The 25016-nt window shown below is 70.2% G+C and carries 19 protein-coding genes and 3 pseudogenes; 10 read left to right on the top strand and 12 right to left on the bottom strand.

Annotated elements, in window-relative coordinates; translation table 11 throughout:
• Positions 1-150 precede the first annotated feature (150 nt).
• Positions 151-807, bottom strand: coding sequence for an HAD family hydrolase (locus AC5L3Z_RS05385; RefSeq protein ID WP_494839989.1), 657 nt, complete (start codon positions 805-807; stop codon positions 151-153).
• A 296-nt stretch (positions 808-1103) separates the two neighbouring features.
• Here AC5L3Z_RS05385 and AC5L3Z_RS05380 point away from each other — a divergent pair, with 296 nt between their 5' ends.
• Both AC5L3Z_RS05380 and AC5L3Z_RS05375 read left to right on the top strand, forming a co-directional pair.
• Positions 1104-1523, top strand: a complete 420-nt coding sequence (locus tag AC5L3Z_RS05380; protein ID WP_494839988.1) for an OsmC family protein — start codon at positions 1104-1106, stop codon at positions 1521-1523.
• Between the two features lie 293 nt (positions 1524-1816).
• Positions 1817-5446: a patatin-like protein gene (locus AC5L3Z_RS05375; protein ID WP_494839986.1), complete on the top strand. Its 3630-nt coding sequence runs from the start codon at positions 1817-1819 to the stop codon at positions 5444-5446.
• 47 nt (positions 5447-5493) lie between these two features.
• Here AC5L3Z_RS05375 and AC5L3Z_RS05370 read toward each other — a convergent pair whose 3' ends face one another.
• From AC5L3Z_RS05370 to AC5L3Z_RS05360, 3 genes are read right to left on the bottom strand one after another with little or no spacing between them, the layout of a single operon-like run.
• Positions 5494-6204 carry a DNA alkylation repair protein gene (locus tag AC5L3Z_RS05370; protein ID WP_494839984.1) on the bottom strand — a complete coding sequence of 237 codons (711 nt, stop codon included), beginning with the start codon at positions 6202-6204 and terminating at the stop codon, positions 5494-5496.
• A gap of 53 nt (positions 6205-6257) precedes the next feature.
• Positions 6258-6920 carry a response regulator gene (locus tag AC5L3Z_RS05365; RefSeq protein ID WP_494839983.1) on the bottom strand — a complete coding sequence of 221 codons (663 nt, stop codon included), beginning with the start codon at positions 6918-6920 and terminating at the stop codon, positions 6258-6260.
• Entirely contained in the window at positions 6917-8047 is a 1131-nt protein-coding gene (locus tag AC5L3Z_RS05360) for a sensor histidine kinase (RefSeq protein ID WP_494839981.1), read from the bottom strand. Before AC5L3Z_RS05360 ends, AC5L3Z_RS05365 begins: the two co-directional genes overlap by 4 nt.
• 143 nt (positions 8048-8190) lie before the next feature.
• Here AC5L3Z_RS05360 and AC5L3Z_RS05355 point away from each other — a divergent pair, with 143 nt between their 5' ends.
• Genes AC5L3Z_RS05355 through AC5L3Z_RS05345 form a run of 3 tightly spaced genes read left to right on the top strand, consistent with a single transcriptional unit; the run spans position 8191 to position 11372 of the window.
• Positions 8191-9180, top strand: a complete 990-nt coding sequence (locus AC5L3Z_RS05355; RefSeq protein WP_494839980.1) for a carboxymuconolactone decarboxylase family protein — start codon at positions 8191-8193, stop codon at positions 9178-9180.
• 9 nt (positions 9181-9189) lie between these two features.
• Positions 9190-9642: a DUF6220 domain-containing protein gene (locus AC5L3Z_RS05350; protein WP_494839979.1), complete on the top strand. Its 453-nt coding sequence runs from the start codon at positions 9190-9192 to the stop codon at positions 9640-9642.
• Positions 9639-11372 (top strand): multicopper oxidase family protein, encoded by a 1734-nt coding sequence (locus AC5L3Z_RS05345; protein WP_494839978.1) that lies wholly within the window; start codon positions 9639-9641, stop codon positions 11370-11372. Before AC5L3Z_RS05350 ends, AC5L3Z_RS05345 begins: the two co-directional genes overlap by 4 nt.
• Before the next feature lie 92 nt (positions 11373-11464).
• Here the strand turns inward: AC5L3Z_RS05345 and AC5L3Z_RS05340 are convergent, their stop codons facing one another.
• From AC5L3Z_RS05340 to AC5L3Z_RS05325, 4 genes and pseudogenes are all read right to left on the bottom strand, one after another.
• Positions 11465-12094, bottom strand: a complete 630-nt coding sequence (locus tag AC5L3Z_RS05340; RefSeq protein ID WP_494839977.1) for a cysteine hydrolase family protein — start codon at positions 12092-12094, stop codon at positions 11465-11467.
• 147 nt (positions 12095-12241) lie between these two features.
• Positions 12242-12503, bottom strand: a pseudogene (locus tag AC5L3Z_RS05335) (transposase); the annotation flags it as partial.
• 20 nt (positions 12504-12523) lie between these two features.
• A complete protein-coding gene (locus AC5L3Z_RS05330; RefSeq protein ID WP_494839976.1) occupies positions 12524-13780 on the bottom strand; it encodes an MFS transporter in 1257 nt (418 codons plus the stop codon).
• A 1-nt stretch (position 13781) separates the two neighbouring features.
• A complete protein-coding gene (locus tag AC5L3Z_RS05325) occupies positions 13782-14366 on the bottom strand; it encodes a winged helix-turn-helix domain-containing protein (RefSeq protein ID WP_494839975.1) in 585 nt (194 codons plus the stop codon).
• 220 nt (positions 14367-14586) lie between these two features.
• Here AC5L3Z_RS05325 and AC5L3Z_RS05320 point away from each other — a divergent pair.
• A pseudogene (locus AC5L3Z_RS05320) lies at positions 14587-14994 on the top strand (transposase); the annotation flags it as partial.
• 73 nt (positions 14995-15067) lie between these two features.
• Here the strand turns inward: AC5L3Z_RS05320 and AC5L3Z_RS05315 are convergent.
• Positions 15068-15766 (bottom strand): MIP/aquaporin family protein, encoded by a 699-nt coding sequence (locus tag AC5L3Z_RS05315; RefSeq protein WP_494839974.1) that lies wholly within the window; start codon positions 15764-15766, stop codon positions 15068-15070.
• A 350-nt stretch (positions 15767-16116) separates the two neighbouring features.
• Here AC5L3Z_RS05315 and AC5L3Z_RS05310 point away from each other — a divergent pair.
• A pseudogene (locus AC5L3Z_RS05310) lies at positions 16117-16306 on the top strand (sigma factor-like helix-turn-helix DNA-binding protein); the annotation flags it as partial.
• A 584-nt stretch (positions 16307-16890) separates the two neighbouring features.
• Here the strand turns inward: AC5L3Z_RS05310 and AC5L3Z_RS05305 are convergent.
• The 3 genes from AC5L3Z_RS05305 to AC5L3Z_RS05295 all read right to left on the bottom strand — a co-directional run bounded on the left by AC5L3Z_RS05305 (position 16891) and on the right by AC5L3Z_RS05295 (position 19135).
• Complete coding sequence (locus AC5L3Z_RS05305; RefSeq protein ID WP_494839972.1) at positions 16891-17364, bottom strand: DUF3618 domain-containing protein; 474 nt, start codon at positions 17362-17364, stop codon at positions 16891-16893.
• Positions 17361-17792, bottom strand: a complete 432-nt coding sequence (locus tag AC5L3Z_RS05300) for a phage holin family protein (protein WP_494839970.1) — start codon at positions 17790-17792, stop codon at positions 17361-17363. The genes AC5L3Z_RS05305 and AC5L3Z_RS05300 overlap by 4 nt, the downstream gene beginning before the upstream one ends.
• A gap of 587 nt (positions 17793-18379) precedes the next feature.
• On the bottom strand, positions 18380-19135 hold the full coding sequence (locus tag AC5L3Z_RS05295; protein WP_494839969.1) for a DNA-formamidopyrimidine glycosylase family protein: 756 nt from the start codon (positions 19133-19135) through the stop codon (positions 18380-18382).
• Between the two features lie 796 nt (positions 19136-19931).
• On the opposite strand from AC5L3Z_RS05295, the gene AC5L3Z_RS05290 reads away from it, so the two are divergent.
• From AC5L3Z_RS05290 to AC5L3Z_RS05280, 3 genes are read left to right on the top strand one after another with little or no spacing between them, the layout of a single operon-like run.
• Positions 19932-21752, top strand: a complete 1821-nt coding sequence (locus tag AC5L3Z_RS05290; RefSeq protein ID WP_494839967.1) for a glycoside hydrolase family 3 protein — start codon at positions 19932-19934, stop codon at positions 21750-21752.
• A gap of 11 nt (positions 21753-21763) precedes the next feature.
• Positions 21764-23071 (top strand): exo-beta-N-acetylmuramidase NamZ family protein, encoded by a 1308-nt coding sequence (locus tag AC5L3Z_RS05285; RefSeq protein ID WP_494839965.1) that lies wholly within the window; start codon positions 21764-21766, stop codon positions 23069-23071.
• 11 nt (positions 23072-23082) lie between these two features.
• Positions 23083-24882, top strand: a complete 1800-nt coding sequence (locus AC5L3Z_RS05280; protein ID WP_494839963.1) for a serine hydrolase domain-containing protein — start codon at positions 23083-23085, stop codon at positions 24880-24882.
• The last annotated feature ends 134 nt before the right edge of the window (positions 24883-25016 follow it).

Genomic DNA, 25016 nt, shown 5'->3' with positions numbered 1-25016 from the left:
AACCTTCACACCGAACTGGTCACTGGTTCGATCCCAGCGGCCTGGACTGGGTCAGGGCCGTCCGGCCCGTACTCGGCGACAGTCGGCAGGGCAGGCAGCTCGACGAGCGGATACCGCCCTCGCCGCCAGCCGAGCCGCCCTACCCGGCAGCTAAGCCGCCGCCTCGTTGTGCTTGCGCACCAGCTCGGGCAGCTCAGCCAGCGAGTCGAGCCGGAACAGGCAGCGGTCGCTGACGGCCTTGTCGTCGAGGATGTGCCCCCACGGGCCACGCCGCACCAGCGCGGTCGCCATTCCGGCCTCCTGCGCCGGCCGGATGTCGTTGTCCAGCCGGTCCCCGACGTACAACACCTGATCGGCGGGGCAACCCGCCTCGGCAACAACGCGCTCAAAGAACGCCGCCGACGGCTTCTCCACACCCCACCCGTCCGACGTGCCGATCACGTCCACCGGCAGGTCCAAGGCGCGCAGGATCGTCTCTGCCCGTGCCGTCTGGTTACCGGCCAAGCCGGCCTGCACGCCCAACTCGCGCAGCGCGGCCAGGCATGGCCGGGCGTCCGGGTACAGGTTCTCCTCCGAGAAGTGCTCCGGCTGACCGACAGCTGCGCGGCGCTTTCGCTCCTCGGCGAGGTCGAACCCTGGCCGGAAGACCTGGAACGTATCCCGGTAGTCCAGACCGCGAGCGATCACCGCCCCGAAGACCGCCGAGAAGGTGTGGCGGGGAACGCCCAGCCAGTCCGCCCAGGATCCGTACTCCCGGGACTCGTCGACGATCGTCTCGCCCACGTCGAAGAACACGCTCGCGATCACCGTGCGATTGTGCCCCCATTGCCTAACGTGATCAACGCCGACGGGCGCTGCGGTTCGAGCGCTTCCGGATACCTTGGAGGCCGCATGCATCGGCTGCGTTCGATCTCCTGCAATGGTCAGAGCTGCTGGTGTCCGGCGGCGACGGCCAGGGTAGTGCGTCGAAGATCGCTTACGTTCGCAACCTCGTTCAGGTTGATATGGCGGTCACTCCTGTGGTGAGGATCGGCCGGGCCGGTGGCTCGGGCCCAGGAGGCATGGGTAGCGTCCGTGGCATGCCTGAAGACACCTTCCGCTCGGTGGAGATCGAGCGCACCAGCGTGGGGAAGTACGTCGTGCGGAACGCCCGCGGCGGATCGATGTCGATGGGAACGGGTGAGGGCGGCAGCTTCACGCCGGTGGAACTGCTTCTGGCCGCCATCGGCGGCTGCACTGCGGTAGACGTCGACCACATCACCAGCCGGCGCGCCGAGCCGACCCGGTTCTCCGTCGAAGTCACCGGCGACAAGATCCGTGACGAGACCGGAGGAAACCGGATGCAGAACCTCAGGGTCGAGTTCACCGTGACGTTCCCGGCGGGCGCGGACGGCGACAAGGCGCGCGAGGCGCTGCCCCGGTCGCTGCAGCAGTCGCACGACCGGCTCTGCACCGTCTCCCGTACCGTCGAACTGGGCACTCCCGTCTCGATCGTCGAGGCTGCCGGTCCCGACGGGGACTGAGCCTTCCGGGCGTGCCAGGGTTCACGCGCTGCGCGGCGTTCGATCACTCCGCCGGCGAACCGGCTCAGTTCAGCCAATGAACCGATTGGTACGCCGGGCGGACGGTGTCCGTGGCGCGGTACAGGCTTTTCGCGTCGATCGGCTCTGCGCCACCGCCCGCCCGTGCCACTATCGGAGCAGAAAGGGCATAAGGGCAGGGACACGCGCCCGGACGGGACGGGGTGGTCGTGGACTCAGAGAGGCCAGGGTCACTGAGCGGAGCCGCTGCCGCGGCCAGCCAGCCGCGCCGCATATTGCGCATCGCGCTCGCCCTGCGTGGCGGGGTGAGCCTCGCCGTGTGGATCGGCGGCGCGATGAGCGAGATAGATGTCCTGCGCCGGGTCCGGCTCGAAGACGACGGCAGGGCGACGCTGCGCCGCCCGGAGTGGACGGGCACGCGTCCCGGCCAGACGAAACGGGCTGAGATCTACGGCGATCTGCTCGGGCTCGCCGGCTACCACCAGGTCGACGTCGACATCCTGGCCGGCGCCAGCGCCGGCGGCCTGAACGCGGTCATCTACGGCGTGGCGCAGAGCGTCGGCGCCACGATGGACAGCATGGAGACGGTCTGGCGTGACGCTGCTGGCATATGGAAGATGCTGCGCCCTACCCTGCCCACCGGGCGCGTGCCGTCACTGCTCAGCGGCGATCTGTACTTCTACCAGGAGATCCGCAAGGAGTTGAGCAGCCTCGTCCGGCGTGGTGATCCGGACGTGGCGGCCGAGGAGGTGACCATCGACCTTTCGGCGACCCTCCTGGCGGATGAGGGCGTGGTCGAGCGGGCGCTGCGGGAGGGACGGGCCCAGTTCCATTTCGTACGCCGGCAGGCCCCCCTCGAATCGGGTTTCACCGACCTCCCCGGCCCGTCGGACGTGACCGACCACGCAGGCGAGCTTCCGCCGCCCGTGCAGTTCCAGCTCGACCGGCTGGCACTGGCCGGACGCTCGACGTCGTCCTTTCCGGGCGCGTTCGAGCCCGCCTCCATCCACGCCGTCGCCGGCCGCTCCACCGCATACGCCGAAGGGACAGACGCCACGAACGTTCCGGAGATGTCGGGAACATTCTCGGGTACCCGGCCCACGGGCACTCCACTGCACGGGCCGCGGGCCCGCCCGTTCCACGTCATCGACGGCGGCGTATTCGACAACATACCGATCGACCGTGCGTTACGGGCCATCAACATCGCCCGGTCGTCCGCACCAACCGAGCGACGGCTCATCTACCTCGATCCGGATCCACCGACGCCGGTAGCGGCGCACACTCGAGGCTCGGACTACCGCAGCGCGCTGCACTGGTTGAGAACCATCACCCGGGCCATCGGCATGAAACAACGGTCGGAGACGGTAGATGACGAGCTCGGCCTCATCCGGGAACACAATGACCGGGCATTGGCGGCGCGCGGCCGACAGGAGGCCCTGGCACGGCAGCTCAGCCGGACCGAGAGGCTGACCGACGCTCAGCTCGATGACAAGGCGTACGCCACCTACCGGCTCGCCACCGACACCCCACGCCTCACGCTACTGCTCACCCGGCCGGCCCAGGCCACCATCGGTCGTACGCCGTTGTCCGGCCCGTATGAGGTGCTCGGCGAGCCCGAAGCCCTCACCGTCGAGAACATGCTGGCCATGGCCTACTACGACCGTGACGTGTGTCCCCGACTGTCGTGCGACGTCCACGCGGTCAACGACACCGCCACCCTCCTCATCGCCTGGATACGGGAACTGGAGGCCAAGCAACTCCGCTCCGAGCTCCACGAGCCACGGGACGTCTCCCGGCTCAAACGTCCCCTCTACCGGCTGCTGCGGATCGCCGTCCGGATACGCGACCTGGCCGATGCCGAATTCCTGCGCGACTCTCGGGGCCCCACCCGGCAGCGATCCGAGCCGCCCGACCTCGCCACCGCCGTCCGGCGCAGCCTGAACTACCAACACGCGTTGGCCCCCTTGGGCGAGCGTCTCACGGAAGCCCTCGACGTCAACACGAGCGTGGACGAGATCGACTTCTACCGCAGGCTCGCGGAGCGCTACCCCGTCCGGGGCGTGGTCATCGATTCGCCGGAGAGCACCGCTGAGTGGCGGCTACTGAATGACCTGTGGTGCTGCCTGGAAAACATACGCAGGGAAATCCAGGAGCGCGGTGCTGCGATAGCCGACGCAAGATACCGCAGCGGCGTGAGCCCGGCTGAACAGAAGCACTGGGACGATTCCCTCTTCCACGTGCTGCACCACAGCCCGCTGCAGTTCGTCGAGATCACGAAGCTCCACACCGTGTTCGCGGCCGCCGGTGGCGTCCCCGGCACCACCTCGACCATCCGCTACCACCAGGTGACCGGAAACCAATCGACGCCATTCGAAGCACTGTTCACCAAGCTCGTCCAAGCGGAGCGGGAAACCCGACTCCTGGCTCGGCTGCACAAGAACCCTGTCGATCCCACCACCCCGCTGCTCACCTCCAGATCCAAACTCGCCGGCAACACCGCCCGCAACTTCGGCGGCTTCATCGCCAGTCGGTGGCGGACGAACGACTGGGCCTGGGGACAACTCGACGCGACCGGCGGCCTGGTCGACATGCTGCTTGACGACGCGAACCTGCGGAACAACTTCGAAGCGCTGCAACAGGCCTGGAACCGCTACGTGGAGAAATCGCCGCCAGAGCTGTCCCTCAGCGAGTGGCAGGCAATGCTGACCCCCGTGTACGCCACCGTCCCGCCCCGTCCCGTCAAGGACGCACCAGTCTCCCGGCAGCAGCTCGACTGCCTGAAGCGGGGCGCGCAGGCGTGGTTGCAGTACTGGCTGCTCACCGACTCGGACACGGCGGACGGTGTAGCGACCCCAACCGCACGCCAGCGGGCCGAGAGCTTCGTAGCCGGCAGCGAAACCGTCGGGGACCTACGCCCCGCCTACCGATTCGGCCTGGCCAGCCGCCTGACCCAGCTGCTCTACCGGGCGTTCTGGCCGTCGACGTGGACCTGGTACACCGCCATCGCCCGAGTCCTCATGCTCGCCGGACGGCCGCTGTGGGTGCTCCTGCCGCTCGCCGCCGATCCACTGCGCGCCGCCGCGACCGCCGTCCTGCTGCTCCTGGCCGCCGCCGCCGTGACCGGCCCGGACGCGGACGGAACTTCCCGGTCCGGATTCACGCCAACCTCCGTCGCCGGGGTGACGGCCCTGGCCGTCGCCGCCATCGTGTGCGGCTGGCAGCTCTCGGCCTGGCTGGCGTGGCATCGACTCCGACATCAGGCCCGCCAGTGGGGGGAAGACTGGGCAGCGTCCGCCGAGCGGCTGTGGCGCAGAGCTCGCCTGAGGGCGGGTATCGGCTGGGCGATGAGCGTGGCATTCGCCGTGCTGGGCTTCTGGCTCCTGCGCGCTCCCCGTTCCGACAGCGGAGAGCGTATCGGCCCCGGGCTCGCCTCCTGGCCGGAGACCATCGCGTGCTCGGCCGCTCTCATCGCCATCGCGGTCGTCGCGTCGAAGTGGCCGTTGAGCGTCAGGGGCCCGCGCAGGAAACGAGTTCCGGCCCGCATGCTCGGCTGGCTCCTGGTGGCGATCGGGCTTGCGCTCACCGTCTCGGCCCGCCTCCGCCGCCTGTGCGTTACGGCGATCGAGGACCTGCCAATCCTCGGAACCGACGATCCCGCCGTCGGGTTGCTACTGCTCGTCGGCGCACTGTCCGGGCTCCTGCTGCTGGGCTGGTCGCACAAGTGGTGGACGCTGGGGGCGGTCCTGGCCACCGCTGTCGCCGCAACGACAGTCGCAGAAGTTGTCGCTCACCACCACCCGGAGATGCGGACAACCCATTCGCTCGGCATTGCGCTCCTGGGTTGGGTGATCGCCATGTCGCTCGTCACCGCGGTTCTACCGACCCGAGAAGAAATGGTCGAATAGGAAACGCCGACATGATGGGAAGTTCCCTGGTGGCGGACATCGATCATCTAGGCCACGCCGGACAGGTACTCCCTACGTCGCTGCGGTTCGAACCTCTCGATCGCGTACCGCAGCATGACCCGCGGCATGGCCCGGTAACGTCGGGCCAGAAACTCCTCCTCCGCCGCCCTGTCCCGGTTGCCCACCTCGCGCAGCATCCAGCCCACCGCCTTCTGGACGAGGTCGTGCGGGTCGCGCAGGAGCCGTTCACCGAGGCGGAAAGTCCAGTGGAAGTCACCGGCCCTGATGAAGGCGAAAGTCGCCATGATGGCGATGCGCCGGTCCCACACCAGGCTCGACTCGGCCAACCGGTCCAGGACGCTCCGGTCCTTGTCCACCAGCCAGGGGCCGACGATGTACGGCGCGGACGAGTCCACCAGATCCCAGTTGTTGATGTGGCCGGTGTTGGCCAGGACGACGCCGAAGATCTTCCCCCGTTCGTCCTCGTCTGCCCTGGTGAACTTTCGCACCAGGATGAACAGCGACGTCAGCCTCTCCTCGTGCACGCTGCTGGTCAGTAGCTTCGCCGTTTCCGGCAGGGAGAGATCGCGCCAGTACCGGGCGGCCACCCTGCGCTGTTCCGGCACCGGGACACCAATGGCCGTGTCGCCCTCGCCATATCCGCCTGGAGTCATCTGCAGAAACCGGCTCGATGCCTCCGCCCGCCGCGGGTCGGCGAGGCTGGCGAGTTCGTGACGCACGTCGGCGATCGTGGCCATGACTGTGCAACCTACCGCGACCGCCGACCTACCGGCATGCCGCCGACCGGCGGTCACCGCCGACGCGGCGTGACCAGCCCCGACTCGTACGCCCACACGACCAGCTGGGCACGGTCGCGGCAGTGCAGCTTCGTCATGGCCCGGTTGACGTGTGTCTTGGCGGTCAACGGACTGATCACCATGCGCTCGGCGATCTCGTCGTTGCTCAGCCCCCGGGCGACGAGCTCGACGATCTCCTGTTCGCGGGCGGTCAGCAGGTCGCGCCCGGCCGCCGGCTCGGCCGGCGGTGGGCCGCTGACGAACTCGCTGATGAGCGTACGCGTGACCGCCGGGGCGAGCAGCGCGTCGCCGCGCGCCACGACGGCGACGGCCTGCAGCAGGTCGGCGGGGTCGGCGTCCTTGAGGAGAAACCCGCTGGCACCCGCCCGGAGGGCGGCGAAGACGTAGGTGTCGAGCCCGTAGTTGGTGAGGATGAGGACGCGGACCGCGGCGAGGTCGGGGTCGGCGGCGATGCGCCGGGTGGCCTCGATGCCGTCGAGTCCCGGCATCTGCACGTCCATCAGCACGACGTCCGGCCGCAGGCGTCGCGACAGCTGGACGGCCGATGCGCCGTCGGCGGCCTCGCCGACGACCTCCAGGTCGTCCTCGGCGTCGAGCAACGCCCGGAATCCGGCCCGCATCAGCGCCTGGTCGTCGACGAGCAGGACGCGGATCACCCTTGACCGTCCAGCGGGATCGTGGCGCGTACCGCGAACCCGCCGCTGTCGCGCGCGGCGGCCTGCAACGTCCCGCCCAGTCCGGTGACCCGCTCCCGCATGCCGCGCAGGCCCACCCCCGGCGTCACCGGCCGGACCGGCGACGCCCGGCCGTCGTCATCCACCGAGACGGTCAGCCGCGCCGGGGCGTACTCGATGTGGATCTGGGCGGTGGCGGCTCCGGCGTGGCGGGCGACGTTGGTCAGGGCCTCCTGGACCACGCGATACCCGGCCTGGTCGACCTCGGCGGGTAGGTCGCGGGGCTGACCGGTGACGGTCACCTGCACCGGTACGCCGGCCGCCCGGGTCCGCTCGGCGAGCTCGCCCACCCGGGCCAGTCCGACGCGGTCCGCGTCGGAGGGTGAGCGCAGGACGCCCAGCGTCGCCCGCAGTTCCCGCATCGCGGCGCCGCTGGCCTCCTGGATCGCCAACAGGGCGGCTGACGGTTCCTCGTGGTGCTTGCGGGCCAGGTGCACGGCGATCCCGGCCTGCACCTTGATCAGGGAGATGCTGTGGGTCAGCGAGTCGTGCAGGTCCCGGGCCATGCGCAGGCGCTCCTCCCCGGCGCGGCGCAACGCCATCTCCTCGCGGGTGCGTTCGGCCTCGATCGCCCGCTGCTCGACCTGTTCCAGGTACGCCCGGCGCTGCCGCGCGACGAGTCCGGCGACGTTGGCGGCGAAGAACCAGCCCAGCAGCAGGGCGGTCCGCTCGACGATCTGCTGGCTGGGCCGGTCGGCGGGCGCGACCGAGACGTCGCGGGCCAGGAAACCGCCGAGGAAGACGAGACTGGCCAGCGCGGCGGCCGCTCGGTGCCCCCGCCAGGCGGCCAGGTAGACCGTGCCGAGGACGGGGAACGCGGCGGAAACCCCGGCGTGCACCCGGACGTGGAGGGCCAGCATGGCGGCGGTCGCCACGCCCAACGCCACGACCGGGTAGCGCCGGCACACCGCCAGGGCCGCCGCCATGACCAGGACCAGGGCGACGTCGGTCGCCCCCACCGGCGCGGCGTCCGGCGCGAGCGCGGCGTTTCCCAGCAGGAGGCCGCCGAGGGCGAGGCCACTGAGGGCGTACGGCAGATCGCGACGCATGGTCGCACTGTAGAACCGGCCGTCATCAGGGAGCATCTGGCGACTGTGGTAGCAGGGCGTACCACGGAGGTGGTATCGGTGGCCGGCCAGGTGCCTGCGGCGGCACGACGTTTTTCCGACCCGCTGCGGCAAGCATCGAGCCCATGACATACCGCTTCTTCGACCCCGCTCCCGCGAAGGCGGCGACCGGCCTGACCGCAGAGGTCTACCGGCAGATGTGGGAGGACTTCCTCGGGCCGGTACCCACCTTCCAGGCAATCGCGGCCGTGCCGGAGGTGCAGGCCGCGACGTGGGCGCTGATGCGCGAGGCCCTCCTCGCCGGGGACGCGTCCCGGGTGGATCGCGAACTCGTCGCGGCGGCGGTGTCCCGGGCCAACCGCTGCCGGTTCTGCGTCGACGCCCACGTGCTGCTGCTGCACGCCCTCGGCGAGCACGCGCTGGCCGAGGTCGTCGCCCGGGGCGGGACGCCACCGGAGCCGAGGCACGTCGAGCTGGTCGGCTGGGCCGAGTCCAGCCGGAGCCCCCGGGCCGCCGCCTGGACCAGCCCGTACCGCATCGAGGTCACCGGCACCCTGCTCGCCTTCCAGTTCATCAACCGGATCGTCTCGGCGCTGCTCGACGCGGATCTGCTGCCCGGCGGCCTGCAGCGCTCCCCGCTGGTGCGATCCGTCGGGGGCAGGCTCTACGCCCGGGCGGCCCGGGAGTTCAAGGAGCCCGGTCGCGGCCTGTCGCTACTCGACGCCGGCCCGGCGGTGCCACCGGCCTGGGCCGGGGACAGCCCGGTCGGCGTCGCGTACGCGGCGCTGAAGGACGCCGCCACGCGCGGCGGGGATCTCCTGGGCGAGGTGGCTCGCCAGACCGTCACGGCCACCGTGCGGTGGGAGGACGGACGGTACCCGGCCCGGCCCGCGGACTGGGCCGTCGATCTGGTCCGGGACGTGCCCGCCACGGACCGCGTCGGCACGCGGATAGCGCTGCTGGCGGCGTTCGCGCCCCGCGCGATCAGCCCGGGCGACGTCGCCCTATGGCGGCTCTCCCATCCGGACGACGCCGACCTCGTGCGGCTGGTCGCGTACGGCGCGATCACGGCCACCGACCACGTCGCCCAGGCCCTGTCCCCGACTCGTCACTAGGAACTCACCATGCGCAAGGCCTTCGTCATCGTCAGCACTCTGTCGCTCGCCGCGTTCGCCCTGCAGTTCATCTTCGCCGCCGTCGGCGCGTTCACGAAACCCGCGGGCGACGACGCGTACACGCTGCACAGCATCACCGGGATGGCGGTCATCCCCGTTCTCACCCTGCTCACCATCCTGTTCGCCGTGCTGGCGAAGGCGCCGGGCCGGACCGTCGGACTGGCGGCCCTGCCGCTCGGCCTGGTCGTCGTGCAGGCGCTCCTCGCCGGGCTCGCGAACGGGTCCACCGACGCCGCGGGCGCCAGCACCCCGTTCGGCCTGACCATCGCCGGGCTGCACGCGCTCAACGGCATCATCGCGGTACACGTCGTGGTCGGCGTCCACCAGGCAGCGCGGAAGCTGGCCAACCCGCCGGCGGCCGACGCCACCCCGGTGGCCGTCCGGGCAGGGGAGCCGGCATGACCACCGGCTCGCTGATCGCGGCCGACCTGGTGATCGCGGTCCTCGCGGCCGCCGCCTGGCTGGGCGGCGGCGCCACGTCGGCCGCCCGGCGTCGGCCGCTCGCCCTGGGACTGGTCGCCCTCGCGCTGCTCGCCACGCTCGCCCGGGCGATCACGATCATCGCGCTCGCCCGCGCCGGCTGGTGGTTCGCGGCGGAGAAGGTCCTCATCGCCGCCCCACTGTCACTCGCGGCGGTGGTCGCCGCCGGGCCGCGGCTGCTGCGGGCCCCGGGCGACATCCGCTCCGTCGCGGTCCCGCTTCTCTTCGCCGGGTACGCCGCAAGTGCCGGCCTGCTCGTGACGGTCCTGCACGGCTATCCGGCGTCGGCGGGAGTCGGACTGCTGGCGGTCGCCGGGGTCCTCGCCGCGACCACGGTCACGTGGCGGGTCCTCGGTGCACGCCCGTCGCCGACGGTGTCCCGGGCGGCCCTCGCGGTGGCGCTCGCGGCGCTGGTGATCGGGACCGGGCTGGCCGTCACTCCGGAGGCCGCTCCCGGCGTACCGCATGATCATCGGGATGCGCGGACCGCCGGTGAACCGACCCGGCGGTTCACCCTGACGGCCGGGACCGCCACGGTGAGCGTGAGCGGCCGGGACGTCGCGGCGTGGGCGTTCAACGGGCAGGTTCCCGGGCCAGAGCTGACCGTCACCGTCGGCGACGTCCTGGAGGTGACGCTGCGCAACCGGGACATCGCGCGGGGGGTCACGCTGCACTGGCACGGGTACGACGTGCCGAACAGCCAGGACGGAGTGCCCGGTGTGACGCAGGCGGCGGTGCTGCCCGGACAGGAGTTCGTCTACCGGTTCCGCGCCGACCAGGTCGGGACGTACTGGTACCACACGCACGCGGTATCCGACGTCGGCGTGCGGAAGGGGCTCTACGGTGCCCTGGTGGTACGCCCGGCGCCGGCGACTGGCGTCGACGTCGCCGTGCCGGTGCACACCCTTGCCGGGCTTCCACTGCCCGCACCGAGAGTGGAGCCGGTCGAGGCGGGAGTTCCCGTGCGGCTGCGGCTGATCAACACCGACAGCACGACCCACCGGTACGCCCTGGCCGGTGCCCCGTTCCGGGTCGCCGCGATCGACGGATCCGACCTGCGGAACCCGACGCCGCTCGTCGCCACCGCCGTGCTGATCCCGGCCGGGGGACGCTACGACCTGGTGTTCACCGCGCCCGCCACGCCGGTGGCGCTGTCGGTCGACGGACGCGAGGTCTACTCGACCGGACCGGTGTCGGCGGCGACCGGCGCGTGGCCGGTGCTGGATCCGCTCACCTACGGCGTCGCCTCTCCGGTGCCGTGGTCCCGGTTCGACAGGGAGTTCACCCTCGTTCTCGACCGTGGCCTCGACCTGCGAGGACTGCTTCCGCGGTACGCCCACACCGTCAACGGCGCGGCCGATCCGGACATCCCACCTCAGGTCGTCCGCCTCGACGACATCGTCAAGTTCACGATCGTGAACCGGTCCCAGGTCGTGCACCCGTGGCACCTGCACGGGCATCACGTCCTGGTGTTGGCCCGCAATGGGAAGCCGGCGACCGGGAGCCTCTTGTGGCTGGACTCTTTCGACGTCCGCCCCGGCGACGTGTGGGAGCTGGCGTTCCGGGCCGACAACCCCGGCATGTGGGCCAACCACTGCCACAACCTGGCGCACGCCGACGCCGGGATGACCCTGCACCTGATGTACTCGTGATTCTCGGCCGTGAACACGAACGACCGCCCAGCGGCCTGCAGCCCCGACGTGCGGTCTCGCGTTCCGCAGGTCAGGTAGGGATGTCTGAGGCGCTAACCTTTTGCTTCGCGGGTAGCTGCTAGGAATTCGTCGACAGAAAACGTTGCGTGCGAGATCAACGGATACCGTAGGACCATCGCGTCGTATGCCGCCCTACCACCTGCGGCGGCGGTGGCATCAGTGATCGTCGTGACGTGGTAGCCGCGTTCCATCGCGCTGCGCGCGGTCGACTCGACGCACATCGTTCCGATCATTCCGCCGATCGCCAGATACTCGACGTTGTGCTGCCGTAGCTGGACGTCCAGATCGGTGTTGGCCATGACATCGATATTCTTGTGGGGGGAGATGACCACCTCATTCGGCTCGGGCGACAACTCCGGATGGAATCGCGCACCCCAACTTCCGGCCTCGAACATGCGGTTGTCGTACATCTCCTGGTGAATGCCGGAGAGATGTTTCCAGGTGGTGTAGTCGCTTTCGGTGTAGGACATGGGAGCGAAAAAGACTGGAAACTCTTGTGCGCGCGCCCCGGCGAGAAGGCGCTTGATGTTGGCGAACGTGCCGATCCGGTCGAACTCCTCCTTGAATTCAAGGTATCCCTTGCCGCCTTCAGCGAACAATTCGTTGACTGTGTCAATGAGAAGCAGCCCGATGCGCCCAGTCTCGTACGCGTTGGTGGACACGAAACTTCCTCTCGACAGCGCTGGCGGTCTACTTCAACGTAGCCCACCCCCCTGGCGATGGTTGTTGTGTTCTGCCAGATGGTATTGGCCATGACGGCGAGACGGTCTGCGCCGGTCTCGTGCTGCGCTTCGATAACGACGACCTCACTATCCACATCGAGGGCGACGAGTGATTCCGGCTCTTCGAAGTTGAGCGGGGTTGAGGTGTCCGCGGTGGCCTCGGTTGGTGGCGGTGCGGGTGCGTAGGCGTTGGTTTTCGGGGTTGCGGAAGCCGTAGGCGTCGCGGGCGACGGTCTTGATGACGCGGTTGGTGCCTTCCTTCCGATCCGGCGTTGGTGATCCCGGTGGCCAGGAATGCGTGGATCTGCGGCCACCAGGTTTCGGTGGTGGTGGCGAGCCGGTGGAGTTCGGCTTTTGATCGAGAGCGGTCTACCCAATGTCGACGGTGGAGCGCTGTCGCAGGGCCGAGCGCTGCCGCAGGACGGAGCGCAGGCCCACGTAGGCGACCGCGCCGGAGGCCAGGTAGAGCGCGGCCTGCACGTTGAGGACGAGCACGACGCTGAGCGCGTCGCCGAGCAGGCCGGCGGCTGCCATGCCCAGCCCCTGTGACGCGTTGTAGATCGCGTAGTAGCCGCCGAAGGCTCGGCCCAGGTCGGTGTCGGGCACGCTTTGTTGGATTTGCGCGAAGGCTCCGCTGTTGTAGGCGATGCCCGGCGCGCCGACCAGGATGAACAGCAGGATGTACCACTCGGGCTGGCGGGTGACCGCCGGTCCGTTCCAGATGACGAGGCTGATCAGGGCGAACGTGGTGGCGCCGAGGCTCATCAGCAGCCGGGGACTGAGCCGAGCGCCCAGTATGCCGACAATGAGCCCGCCCGCCACGCCGCCGATCGCCTGGACGCCCCGCAGTACACCGGTGAGTGTGCCGTCAGCGTGCAGCGCGCGGCTGACGAAGACCACGAAGAGCACCACGAACAGGCCCTGCGCGATGCCGCCCAGCGCCACGCTCAGGAACGTCACGCGCACGCTGCGGTTGCGCAGCATCGCCGCGAGGCCGGACCGCCAGGCGGTGAAGAACGACGACGTACGCTCCGATGTCCCCGGCTGGGTGGCGTCGTGGTGCGCGGCCCGGCGGGCGACTGTGATCAGCGCCGTCGCGATCACGAAGGCCACGGCGGCGCCGATCGCCAGGTAACGGGTGCCTTCGCGGGTGATCGCAAACCCGCCGAGCGAGCTGCCGATGAGCCGCCCCACGCTCATGTTGAGCGCCACCATGCTGTTGGCGCGTACCAGGTGTGCGGCCTCGACGATGCCCGGCAACGCGGCGTTGCGGGCGGAGTCGAACGTCTGGGTCAGCACCGCCTGGGCCCCGGCGACCAGCGAGATGATCCACAGATGGTGCTCAGGTTGACCTAGCAGGGGGATCACCGCCACCGCCTGCAGCACGGCGACGCAGCTCATGAGCCGGAATCTGTCGAAGCGATCGGCCAGGGCACCGGCGAACGTTCCCAGCGTGATGCCGCACAGCAGCTCGACGAGGAAGACGGCGGAGGTGATGAACGCCGAGCCAGTCACCCCGAACACATAGATCGGCAGCCCGGTGAGCAGCAGCCAACTCGCCACGCTCGAGGAGAGCCCGGCAACCAGGATCAGAACGAATCCACGGTGACGCAGCAGCGTGAACATCTCAGATGAACTCAGGCGTGGGGTATGCCTGCAGACTGAGACTGACCGGCCGGGCTTCCCCGGGGGGCGCGTTGCGCATCGGACGCAGATAGGGCCGGATGACGGCGTCCAGGGTCAGCGTCAGGTGCCGCAGCTCCTCGGGGGTGACCGAGAGCGTGTAGTTGTGGAAGGTCGAACTCTCCCGCCACTCGTCCGTCAGCTTGTGCTGCTGGTGCTGGTAGCGCTGCAGCGCCCGGAAGACCTCCTCAAGCTCGAGCGCGGTCAGCGCCTCGTTGACCTGCTGCCCGTCGACATCACCCGGATCGGGCAGGAATTCGAACCCGACGGAGGCGGCACGCCAGGGGCGGTCACGCCGGTTGGCCCCCTCGGCGGGAACCCGTTCGATGAGGCCGTGTCGGCCGAGCTGATGCAGGTGGTAGCTGCAGTTCGACCCGGTGTCGCCGAGAGCCTCAGCGCACTGCGCGGCGGTTCTCGGGCCGGCGGCCAGCAGGTAGCGCAGCAGCCGCAGGCGCAGCGGATGCGCGAGAGCGCGCAGTTTGGTCGCGTCCTGCACGCGCACCCGGCGTTCCGGCTCACTCAGCTCCATCGGCACTCCTCAGCGAAAGGACTCTTTCGTTTATACGCTTGCAGGGCCGTTATCCGCAATGACCGTTTCGCTTGGGTCTCGCCTCATCGGACTTTCCGAGAACGAGCAGGGTTCGCGGGGGAGCCGACCCAGATGTTCGGGGCCGCAGCTCGTTAATGTCGAGCCGGATGATCACAGGTGAAGAGCTGCGAGCATGATCAACGATGCAACCCATCTGTTGGGGCTGCACCTCGACCGCCTGGTCGACACCCTTGAGGCACTGCCCGCCACGACCGGCGCCCCGATCCTCGCCGCGTGGAACGCAAGGAAGACCTGCTCGACCTGCTCGCGACCGCCCACACCCAACCCGACCGAAAACACGTCCACCGACTACGTCGCTTCTACACCCGCTGCGCCGCCAGCGACCTGCCCGAGCTGCACCGGCTCGCCACCACCATCGAAACCTGGTGGCCGCAGATCCACGCATTCCTGGCCACCGGGATCACCAACGCCGGATCGGAAGGAAGGCACCAACCGCGTCATCAAGACCGTCGCCCGCGACGCCTACGGCTTCCGCAACCCCGAAAACCAACGCCTACGCACCCGCACCGCCACCAACCGAGGCCACCGCGGACACCTCAACCCCGCTCAACTTCGAAGAGCCGTGATTCCTGGCCGTCCGCGCCGGTGCTGGCAGCTCACTGCCGCCTACGCCCTGAGCCTCAATCCACCGGATGGGTGACGCGACGGCGGTCGGTGCCAAGGATGAGCGACGCCGCCGCGGCCGCCAGCGCCCCGCCGAGCATCGGAAAGACGATGAACACCCAGAGCTGCTGCAGCGCGTCGCCACCTTCGAACACGGCCGGCCCGAGTGATCGTGCCGGGTTGACCGACGTGCCGTCGAGGGCGACGCCAACCAGGTGTGCTGCCGCGAGGGCGAGTCCGATGGGGAGGCCGGCGACGGCGGCGTGCTCGGTGCGGCTGGACACCACCAGGACCACCAGCACGAACAGGAAGGTCAGCACGGTCTCCAGCAGGATGGTGCCACCGAGGTTGATGCTCTCGCCATATCCATTGCTGCCCAGCGATTTCGTTTCGTCGGTGACGCCGCCCCAACGGGTCAGTGCGAACAGCAGGAACCCCGCTACGGTGGCGCCCGCAAGCTGGGCGATCCAGTACCGCACGGCGCCGAGGACGGAGATCTTTCGCGACAGCAGTACGCCGAAGGTGACCGCCGGATTGACGTGGCTGCCCGACAGCGGACCGATCGTGTAGACCAGCGCCAGCATGACGAAACCGAAGGCCAGCGCGACGACGACCACTCCGCCTTGCACCCTGGCAGCCACGGCGCTGCCCACACCGATGAAAACCAGCAGCAGCGTGCCGAGGAACTCGGCGCTGACGCGGCGGGCATCGTCCATGTCGTCAGCCTAGGCACAGTGATTTCGGCCGGTAGGAGTCTGGCGAAATCGCCCTGTAAGGGGTTCAAAGAGGCGCCTCTGTCTGCTCGTAACGCAAACGACCGGGACTACGACGGCTGCTGGCCCCGCCAAGGCGTGGCACCCGGCTTCAGTCGCGGGCGCAGGGAGCTGATAGATCGACGCGATATGATCTTGAAGTCGCCTCGGGTGCTCGATGGCCCGCATCAGAGGTTGCACAGCGAAGGTCCCGAGGATTGAGGACGAGGTCACCGACCGCGAGCCCCCAGGTGCTGATACGGGCGCGTCGGGCCATCCGCAGGTACTCCTCAGTTCTCGCGGCGGCGTCGGTAGGTCACCCGACGGAAGCCGCAGTAGCCGAGCTGCGGGTGGCTGTCGGCCCGGCCTTGGCCACCCGAGGGCGAGCAAGAATCCTGACTCTGCGAGATCGCCGAGCAGGTCGGGGTCTCGCAGATGCACGCGTCCCGGCTGCTGGCCCGCGCGTTGGCCAAGCTACTCACGCAGATGGTCGGCGCCTACTGACCCAATCTTCCATGGATCCTGCTCGGCCGGCCGCGCAGTTGCCCGCTGCTGGCAACGGATGGCTATCCACTCATCTGTGTGCCGGGCCGTCGACTCAGACGGGTTCGAACCGCGGATGAGCTCGCGCACGATAGGGGAGGTGCCACCAGGGCGAAGCAGGAAGTAGCGCAGCAGCTGTGCCACGGCCTTGCCCTCGGCGAGGCGATCGATGGGGCGAAGGCGGCAACGCGGGCGTGCCGACATCGACGACAGCAAGGACGACTCTGCGGGCCGAGCGGCCGGTGCTGGGCAAGGAGCAGGTGGCCCCGCCGAGGGTGGCCGCATGGCCAAGGACGGGGTGGTTCAGGACCAGCCGGTCCACGATCAGGTTCGCCACGAAGAGGTTGAGGCGAACATCCGGGGGCCCAGCCGCCGACGGCGGTATCGAGCTCCAAGCCAGCCGTGACTCGAGTTGCTGTGCCGGGAGTTCGCCGAAGGCGGGCGGGTCGTGAGGACTCGCCCGCCTTCGCCTGTAGGTCGGGTTCGGTTTGCGCTTTCATCCGGCCTGTTCGATACGGCGTCGTGGCTGTCCGCAGGGCTGTTGGTCATCGGGACCGGCGGCGACGGTAGGCGAGGACCGCGAGGGCGCCCACGGTGCCGGCGGCGGCCAGGACCGGTACGGGTTTCGTCCGCACCTTGTTGCCGATTTTGGTTGTCGCGGCGCGGGCGGAGGTGACCAGGGTTGAAGCGGCTTTGGCGGTGGTCTGCGGGCTGGCCTGCGTCGAGCTGCGTACCGCACTGGCGCTGTGTTGGGCTTTTTGCTGGATCGCCTTGACGCGCTGGGAGGTCTTCTGAGTCACGGTCCGGGTCAGCTGCGTCGCTGTTGTCTTAGCCGACTGGCCGACCCGGTCGACACGCTGTCGGAGTCCGTCGGCGGCGGTGGTGACCTTGGTGCCGACCTGGGCCTTGACGTCGGTCTTCTCAGCCAGGGCGGCAACGGTCTCGCCGAGTTCCGCGCGTGTGCGCTGGATGTCGCGTCGGGTCTGGTCCGGGTCGCTGCTTCCCGCTGGCGTGCTCATGACTCTCTCCGACTCGCTGCGCCGCGTATCGTCTCGGCGTCGGCGCGCACGCTGTCTCTGGTCGCCGTCGGGGTGACGGGCATGGCTTTGGTGACCTGCTTCTTGCCGCGTTGCGCCGCGATGGCGGCGGCGATGGCCAGGATCACCGTGACGATGAGGGCGGCCAGCGCATCGGGCATGATCGCGGCCAAGGCAAGGACGATCGTGGCGACGGCGCTGCCGCCGGCGTAGAGGCCGAGCGCGGCGCCGCCGCCGAGCAGCCCGGCGCCGGCGCCGGCGTGTTTGCCCTTCGTGGTCAGTTCCGCCCGAGCCATCGTCAGCTCGTCGCGCACCAACTTGGTGATCTGTTCGGTGGCGCGCTGCACCAGTTCAGCGACCGGCGCGCCAGTAGACGCAGCATCGGGGCTGCTGCTGGGACGTTCTGTCATGAGTACTCTCATCTCTCCCGCGGGTCGGAGTGCCCGGAGCGCTGCTCGGGTCAGCTGTGCAGGGCGGCCGGCGTACTCATCGAGCCTGGCGACCGACCGTCCGAACGTCCGCTCGGTGAGGGGATGAAAGTCTCGTCCAGCTGCCCGGCGGGGAGGTCGCTCTCCTGCTGGCGACGTCGCAGGGCCAACGTTCCCGCGGCTCCGGTCAGCGCCCCGGCCGCAAAGGCAAGGATGAGCGCTTGCCGAGCGGTGGAGTTCCTCCTGCGGGTCATGACTGCCTCCTGAACCCAACGTGCCTGCATGTCCTGATTGTCGGGCTCAGTTGCAGGCGTTAGGTCCTAAACGGCGGACTTGCATGGAATGTGAGTACGACTTGCCTCTCCCGGTCACCGATTGAGCTGTCGTCTACCTAGCGCGGGCGGGGGAGCCGGCAAGGTGATCGGCGTGGCTCAGGGGTGGCGAGGGTGAGCGGTACGGATCTGGGCGCCCGCAGCGAGCGGGGCAGTGAGTACGCCGACCTGTCTCGCCTGGTCCGGGCAGCGGGTCTCCTCGACCGGAGGCCGGGGCCCAGCGGTATCGCGCAGACGCTATCCGCCGCCCGCCGGTTGGTCGACCGGGCAGGCGTACGCCGTACGGCCACCGAGCTGCCAGGTCCGTACGGGGCTGCCGCACCGCCGACAGCGCTCCCGCTTGTAGACCCACCGCTCGTCCGGCACGGCCGGGTCGCTGACCACCTGGCCCGCGTCACGTCCCAGTGCCAAATGCTTCACGGCCAGCTGCCACAACCGCCTCGCCCTGGCATCCCCTACGCTGACAGCGCCGGGATCCAGCTCCGCCAGGAAGAGCAGCTCGGCTCGCCAAGCGTTTCCGATCCCGGCCCAGACCCTCTGGTCCAGCAGCGATGTCCCCACCGGCGCGCCGGCCACCGAAAGCCGGCGGACGGCCTCCACCGGATCGGCGTCGTCGCGCAGCGGGTCCGGTCCGAGCGAGGCCTTCAGGGCGCGTTCCGCGTCCGACGATAGCGGCTCACAGCGAATCGGCGCGATCAGGTCGTACGCCACCTCCGGTCCGGCCAACCGCAGCCGGGTCCCGCGCCGAGGCGGCACTGTCGGGTCGGCGATCCGCAGGAACAGCCCCCGCATGCCGAGGTGGACGTGCAGCACCGGTGCGTGGGTGAAGTGATAGAGCAGATGCTTGCCGTACGCCTCGACCGCCGTCAGGGACTGGTTGGCGTAGGGGCGCGGGTCGAAGCGACCCTGCGGGCTGGACACTTGTACTGGCTGACCGGCGAGGGTGGCGTGCTGCTCGCGGGCGTGTCGGTGGATGAGGTGCCCCTCGGGCATGGCCATCATCTACCCGGCATGCCGGTGGGAAAACCGGTGCGGCGGTCGCACCGCCACGTCCCGAAGGTGTTGATCGCGCGTTGCCCGCCATTGAAGCAGCCTCTTCATATCGCGGGCCCGCTCCCGTGCCCGTCAGCTTGGCGGGCGCAAGGACCCCACCGGTGCTGGCCGCCTCGTCGTCCGGGTGGGCGTGCACCGCCATCAAGGTCGGAGATCCCTCGGCCATGCCCAGATGCTACGAGGGGCGGTCGCCGCCGCGCGGCACTCACCGCGCGGCGCCAGTCCGCCCGTGGTCGATCGGGCGCCGGCTCGTCGAGCGGTGATCAGAGCAGGAGCAGTCGAAGTCACTGAGGCCGTTGCGGAAGTAGCCGGCGTAGATTCATCCCCCAGTTGGTGTAGGTCCAGTAGTTGCCCGGTGGAGGCATCGAACCAGCTGCACCACTTGTAGACGGTGGTGCCGTAGGGCACGTAGTCGATGGCCGTGCAGGCGGCAACTCCATACCGAGCACTTGAAACCCGTTACCTGGTGGTGTCGCCGTCCGGGAGCCTGGACGGTCGTCCTCGCTGTCCCGACGGTCGGCACCCTGGGCTGGCCGTGGTCACGACCCGCCCAGCACGGGTCCGACGCGTGTGGGGACAGCGGGGGAGCGCGGCGCCGCCGATGCACCACCGACATTGCCGCGACCGCTGCGGCGGCTCGAACCGTTCGAGATGCGGCGTGTTTGAAGATTACCTTCTTGACGACCGATCGATCCGTAGCTAAATTTCAGCCACCCGGACTGAGAGGCCGTCGTCTATGCAGACCCGACTCGCCACCGCGACTGTCCTGTTGGCCACCCTGACGACCACACTCGCGCCCCTTCCCGCCCAGGCCGCCGCCGCACCGGTGCATCCCCCGTCGGCCGAACACGGCTGGGTCACCTCGACGCTGCGGCACATGAGCCTGGAGCAGAAGGTCGGCCAACTCTTCGCCACCTACGTCTACGGCGGTGACGCCACCGAGCCCACGGCCGCCGACCGCGCCGCGAACCGGGCCGCGTTCGGCGTCGAGACGCCGGCCGAGGTCATCGACCGGTACCACCTCGGCGGTGTCTGCTACTTCTCCTGGTCGCACAACCTGGACGATCCCCGCCAGATCGCCACCCTCTCCAACGGCCTGCAGCGCGCCGCTCTCGGCGACGGCGCGAAGGGCCGGGTGCCCCTGCTCATCTCCACCGATCAGGAGCAGGGCGTGGTGCTGCGGATGCCCGCCCCCGCCGCGCAGTTTCCCGGGGCGATGGCGCTGGGCGCCGGGCGGTCACCGGGCGCCGCCCGGACGGCGGCGGAGGTCACCGGGCGCGAGCTGCGCGCCGTCGGCGTCCACCAGCCGTACGCGCCGATCGCGGACGTCAACATCGACCCGGGCAACCCGGTGATCGGCGTGCGCTCCTTCGGCGCCGATCCCAGCCTGGTGGCGGACCTCACCGCCGCGCAGGTCACCGGGTTCCAGGACGGTGCCGGTGCGAGCGCGGTCGCGAAGCACTTTCCCGGGCACGGCGACACGGCCACCGACAGTCACACCGGTCTGCCGGTGATCGACCACAGTCGGGCGGAGTGGGATCGGATCGACGCGCCCCCGTTCCGACAGGCGATCAACGCCGGTGTCGAGTCGATCATGACCGCGCACATCGTGGTCCCCGCGCTCGACCCCTCCGGCGACCCCGCGACGCTGTCGCCGACGATCCTCACCGGCGTGCTGCGCGGCGAACTCGGCTTCCGGGGCGTCATCGTCACCGACGCGTTGAACATGGCCGGCGTGCGGGCGAAGTACGGCGACGACCGGGTGCCCGTGCTGGCGCTCAAGGCCGGCGCCGACCAGCTCCTGATGCCGCCGGATCTCGCGCTGGCGCGGGACGCGGTGCTTCGTGCCGTCGCCACCGGCGAACTGACCGAGCGGCGGATCGACGAGTCCGTCCGGCGGATCCTCGGCCTGAAGTACCGCCAGGGGCTGGCCCGCTCACCGCTGGTCGACGTCGAGGAGGCGGTACGCACGGTTGGCGCGCCGGAGCACCTCGCCGCCGTCACCCGGGTCACCGACCCGACCCTCACCGCCGTCCGCAACGACGCCGGGCTGCTGCCGCTGCCCCGCGCCGACCGGTCGGTGCTGGTCACCGGCTGGAACAGCGCCGCCTTCGCCCCGATCACGACGGTCGCCGACGGGTTCATCGCTCGCGGCGCCCGGGCCACCGCCCGACCGGCGACCCTGCCCTCGGACGCGGTGATCGCCGCGACGGCCAGCCAGGCCGCCGCGCACGACCTCACCGTCGTCCTGGTGAACAAGGCTTGGGACACCGTTGTCACCGACCCGCGCGGCACCCAGCGGCGCCTCGTCGCGGCGCTGCTCGCCACCGGGAAACCGGTGATCGTCGTGGCGGTCCGCGATCCCTACGACATCGCGTACCTGCCGGGGGTGACCACCTACCTGGCGACCTACTCGTACACGCGGGCGGCGATGGACGCCCTCGTCCGTGCGCTGCACGGCGAGCTGTCCCCGAGCGGACGGCTGCCCGTCACGATCCCCACGGCCGAGGGGGCGGGCTCCGTGCTCTACCCCTACGGTCACGGCCTGAGCTGGTAGGAGGCAACCCAATGCAGCGGAGGAAATTCCTTGTCGGCGCGGTCGGTACGGGCGCGCTGGGGGCGGGAGCGGGAGCGCTCGGCGTCGGCGGGGCCCTGGCGCCCGCGGCGGCCGCCCCCGGTGTCCGTCGGGTCCGCACCGGTCTCGACCAGCTGGTGTCCTCCGGGTTCGCCGAGCTTGCCGGCGAGCGGGTCGGGGTCATCTCCAACCCGACCGGCGTCGACGCGGCCTACCGGCACCTGGTGGACCTGATGCACGGCTCCGGCCAGGTCCGGCTGGTCGCGGCGTTCGGCCCCGAGCACGGTTTCCGCGGCTCGGCGCAGGCCGGTGGCAGCGAGGGCACCGGCGTCGACGCCCGCACCGGCATCCCGGTCTACGACGCGTACGGCGCCTCGCTGGCCCGGTGGGAGAGCATGTTCACCGAGGCCGGGGTGGACACGGTGGTCTTCGACATCCAGGACGTCGGGGTCCGCTTCTACACCTACATCTGGACCATGTACACCTCGATGATGGCCGCGGCCCGGGTCGGCAAACGCTACGTCGTGCTGGACCGACCCAACCCGATCGGCGGGCGGGCCTACGGACCGATGATGACCTCGCCGTACACCTCGGGCGTGGGTCTGAAAGAGATCATCCAGCAGCACGGGATGACCGTCGGGGAGCTGGCCCGGTTCTTCAACGCCACCTTCCTGCCGGCCGAGGCGGGGCGACCGGTCGACCTGCACGTGGTGCGGTGCCGGCACTGGAAGCGCGACGACCTGGCCGCCGACACCGACGTGCCCTGGGTGATGCCCAGCCCGAACATGCCCACCCCGGACACCGCGCTGGTCTACCCGGGCACCGGTCTCTTCGAGGGCGTCGCGTCGATCACCGAGGGGCGCGGCACGACCCGCCCGTTCGAGCTGATCGGCGGGCTGGCGACCGACTTCGACCACCACTGGGGCGACCGGCTCAACGCCCGCAACCTGCCCGGTGTCGAGTTCCGCGAGGCGTACTTCTCGCCGACGGCGGCGGGGCACAAGCCGGCGTTGCTCAACAAGCTCTGCGCCGGCGTCGAGGTGAAGGTCGTCGACCGGGCGGTGTACGACCCGATCCGCACCGGGGTGGCGATGCTCATCGAAACGCACAAGTATCCGGCGTTCGCCTGGCGGCGCGACTCGTGGGACGCCGTGCGCCCGTACTGGATCGACAAGCTCACCGGCTCGCCGCGGCTGCGTACCCAGATCGACGCGGGGGCCGACGTGGACGATGTCGTCGGCGGCTGGGCCGACGAACTGGCGGCCTTCAACCGGCAGCGCCAGCCCTACCTGCTCTACTGAGGAGCGCGATCATGACCGGTTCGTCCCGTCGTCCGCTCCGCCCCCTCGCGCTCGGCCTGGCCCTGGTGGTCCTGGGCACGACGGCGCCGGCCACCGCCGCGACCGCCGGCCCGAGCGGATCCGGGCCGCCGAGCGTCACCCCCGCCGACATCCGGTTCCGCGACGACACGCTGCGCACCGGCGGCGCCCGCGAGGTGGGCCTGCTGCCCGAGCAGGTGGACCGCCTCACGGTCGACCTGGCCGGGTATCTCCAACCGACGCCGGACCACCCCGGTCACCCGGCTTACGCCGGCGCGGTGGTCCTGGCCGCCAAGGACGGCGTGATCGTCCAGCACGCGGCGGTGGGCACGGCGGTGCGGTACGCCGCCGTCGGCCCGCCGCCCGGGCTGGTCGGCGTGGAACTCCCCGCCGACCAGCAGCTTCCGACCCGGCCGGACACCATCTTCGACCTGGCGTCGGTCTCGAAGCTGTTCACCACGATCGTCGCCATGCAGCAGGTGGAGCGCGGGCGGGTGGAGCTGGACGCGCCGGTCGCCCGGTACGTCCCGGAGTTCGCCGCCGGCGGCAAGGCGGCGGTCACCGTCCGGATGCTGCTCACGCACACCTCGGGTCTGCCCGCCTTCACGCCGCTGTGGAGCAGGTACCCGACGCCGGCTGAGCGGTTCGCCGCCGCGCTCGCCACGCCGCTGGCGGGCGGGTCGACGCCGGGTTCCCGGTACGTCTACTCCGACCTCGGACTGATCGCGTTGGGCGTGCTGGTGGAACGGGTGACCGGCCGCCCGCTCGCCGAGCTGGTACGCGACGGGGTGACCGGGCCGCTGGGCATGACCGACACCGGCTACAACCCGGCCCCGGAGCAGCGGTCCCGGATCGCCGCGACCGAGTACCAGCCGTACGCCGGGCGCGGCATGGTCTGGGGCGAGGTGCACGACGAGAACGCCTGGTCCCTGGGCGGGGTGGCCGGGCACGCCGGGGTCTTCTCCACGGCGCCGGACCTGGCCGTTCTCTGCCAGTCGCTGCTCAACGGCGGCGAGTACCGGGGGCGACGGATCCTGCGGGCGGACACGGTGCGCGCGATGCTGGTCAACCACAACGCGCCGCTGGAGTCGGACTACCCGGAGAGCGACCGCGGGCTCGGCTTCGAGCTCAACAAGCACTGGTACATGATGGGGCTCTCCTCCCCGGTGGGCTTCGGGCACACCGGCTTCACCGGCACGTCGATCGTGATCGACCCGCTGTCGCACTCGTTCGTCGTCCTGCTCAGCAACCGGGTACACCCCGATCGTGGCTGGGGCAGCAACAACGTGGCCCGGCGCGCGATCGCGCGCGACCTGGCCGAGGCGATACCGGTGCGGCCGCGCTCCGACAGCGCCTGGCGGGCCGACCCGCGCGACCTCGCAACCGGCACGCTCACCGCGCCGCTGCGCCGGGCCGCCCGGGGCGGGACGGCGAGGTTCCTGCTCTGGTACGACACCGAACCCCGCTACGACAGCGCGCGGTTCGAGGTCTCCACCGACGGCGGCCAGACCTGGGCACCGGGGCGCATGGTGCTGCGGCACGCCGACCGGCGGTGGACCGCCGACGGCACGGTCACCGGCTACGGGGGCCGGGTCTGGTGGCAGGTCTCGGTGGCCCTGCCCGACCAGGCCACCCACCTGCGGTGGAGCAGCAGCACCGACGGCTCCGGCCAAGGGCGCGGCGTCTACGTCGACCGGGTCGTCGCGGCCGACCGGGACGGCGTGCTCTTCGGCGGGGAGGGCGGCGACGCCTCCCGACTCGTCGCCGACGGGTGGTCACCCGCGCGCACCTGACCAGACGGCGAACGAGTCCTGCCTCACCCGTACCGGCGCGGGTGAGGAAGGACGGTCTGCGCCCTCGCGTTCCCACCACCGATCGTCGTTCCGTCAACCGAAATGCATGCGGCGCCACCTGCCGTCCGCGGTGG

This window comes from Micromonospora sp. LZ37 (assembly GCF_059359015.1).
The sequence above is the reverse complement of the archived record's forward strand: the minus strand, read 5'-3'. Positions and strand labels throughout refer to the sequence as shown.